Here is a 1,658-nt window from a genome sequence, read left to right on the forward strand (position 1 = left end):
TGCCGTTGCCCTTGCCGGTGGCGGCTTCGCGGATCAGCACTTCACTGCGCTGGGCGTTACGGTCGCCGCGCCGGTCGGCCTGCTGGATGCGCTCGGCGGACTTCCTGGCCGCCTGCAACACCGGGTCGAGCGCGGAGCCAAGGGCCGAGGCCAGGTTGCGGTCGGCCTGTTCGCGCGCGGCCATTTCCTGCCCGGCGGGCACCAGTGCCGACTTCAGTCCGGCGGCGGTTGTGGAAATTTCGGTCTGCCCGCCGAACAGCGTCTTCATGGCGGCCAGCACTTCGGGTGACAGGCGCAGGCCCTTGGCCATGGCCTCCAGTTCCGCCACGTTGACGTCGATGGCGTCGCCGTCGGTCTTGCCGCTCAGTCTGGAGCTTACGGCCTTCCACACCGTGTCGGTGTTGCCCGCGTCCATCTGGGCCAGCATGCCGTCCGCTTCTTCGGGCAACATGCCGATCTTCTGCAGGAACTGCTTGGCGTCCAGGCGCTGGTTGCCGTTCAGGGCGGTGGTGGCGGTGCCGTCGGTGTTCAGGTTGGCGTAGGGGCCGTCCTTGCGCAGGGCCGAAATGACCTGGCCCAGCGAATAGTTGCCGGGGGTGGAGGCCATCTGGGTGAGGCGTTCCAGCCGGTCGGGCGAAACGCCGCTCTTTTCCAACTGGTTCCGCAGCGCAATGACGTCCTGATAGGAAAGGCTGATCTGCCCGGGTGCGGTGAGCACGCCGCCGTCCTCGCCCCTGCGCACCTTGCCCTTGGCTTCCGTGGCCGCACTGGTGGCGGTGCGGAGGGCGTTGGTGCCCGCGCCGGAAAGGGAACGCGGACTCGCCTTGTCCGCGAGCACGGAAGCGAAGTCGAGGGTGCTGGCAGTGACCTTGGGGTGCCGCGTCACATCGGACGGCGCCTTTGCGGTCTCGGGGAGAAAGGGAAAAATATGCATGCCGGGGCTCCTTGCAGCCTTGGGATTACAAGGACCGTTCCAAAACTTTACGCAACATGATTTCAATGTGTTGCAAGCTGTTAAGGCGGCGTGCCCGGCAAGGGCTGCCGTGCGCCGGGGCGGGCAGGCCGGGCTGGTTTGCACTTCTTGACCGTTCCAGATTGTCGACCGGGCCAGGGTGAAGCCCGCAGGGGAAGCGCCCCGGGGCGCGAGGCGTGACGACGGTACAGATGGCGTAAGGGCGGCGGCGACATGCCGCAGTGGCGGCAGCACGCGGCATGGTCCGATTGGGCCGGTCAGGTCGGCAGGGAGGCAGGAGGGCAGGGAACAGGACGGGATGATGCGGCACGGGTCTCGTCAGGTTCCATCAGATCCCATCAGGTCCGGTCAGGTCCGGTTACACCCGGGGAGGGCCAGATGGCCCGTCAAGAACCTGCGGGCGCCTGTGGGGTGCTGGTTCCTGCCGCCCTGATCGGGGCCGGTTTGGATGGGCGGCGGGGGCAAGTCAGGCCGTAAGGGCGGCCAGGGCCTCCACCAGGGTCAGGGCCTCGGCCCAGGCGGCAGGGGTGGCGTCGGCGTTCTGCACGGACATGTGCAGGTAGCCGGTGAGGGGGCGCAGCATGGGCGGATGGCGATGCCAGAAGTCGGGCGGCAGCGTGGCCTGCCCGGTCCCCAGGCCGCGCAGGGCAAGGGCCAGGTCGCGCCCAAGGCTCGACAGGGCACG

General features: G+C 68.3%; 2 pseudogenes. Both read right to left on the reverse strand.

Annotation, left to right across the window (positions count from 1 at the left end):
- Positions 1–934 (reverse strand): annotated as a pseudogene (locus FVW20_RS14540) (flagellar hook-length control protein FliK); the annotation flags it as partial.
- Between the two features lie 505 nt (positions 935–1,439).
- Positions 1,440–1,658: pseudogene (locus FVW20_RS14545) on the reverse strand (glycosyltransferase family 9 protein); the annotation flags it as partial.

This window comes from Nitratidesulfovibrio oxamicus, from assembly GCF_015731765.1.
Classification (GTDB): Bacteria; Desulfobacterota; Desulfovibrionia; order Desulfovibrionales; family Desulfovibrionaceae; genus Cupidesulfovibrio; species Cupidesulfovibrio oxamicus.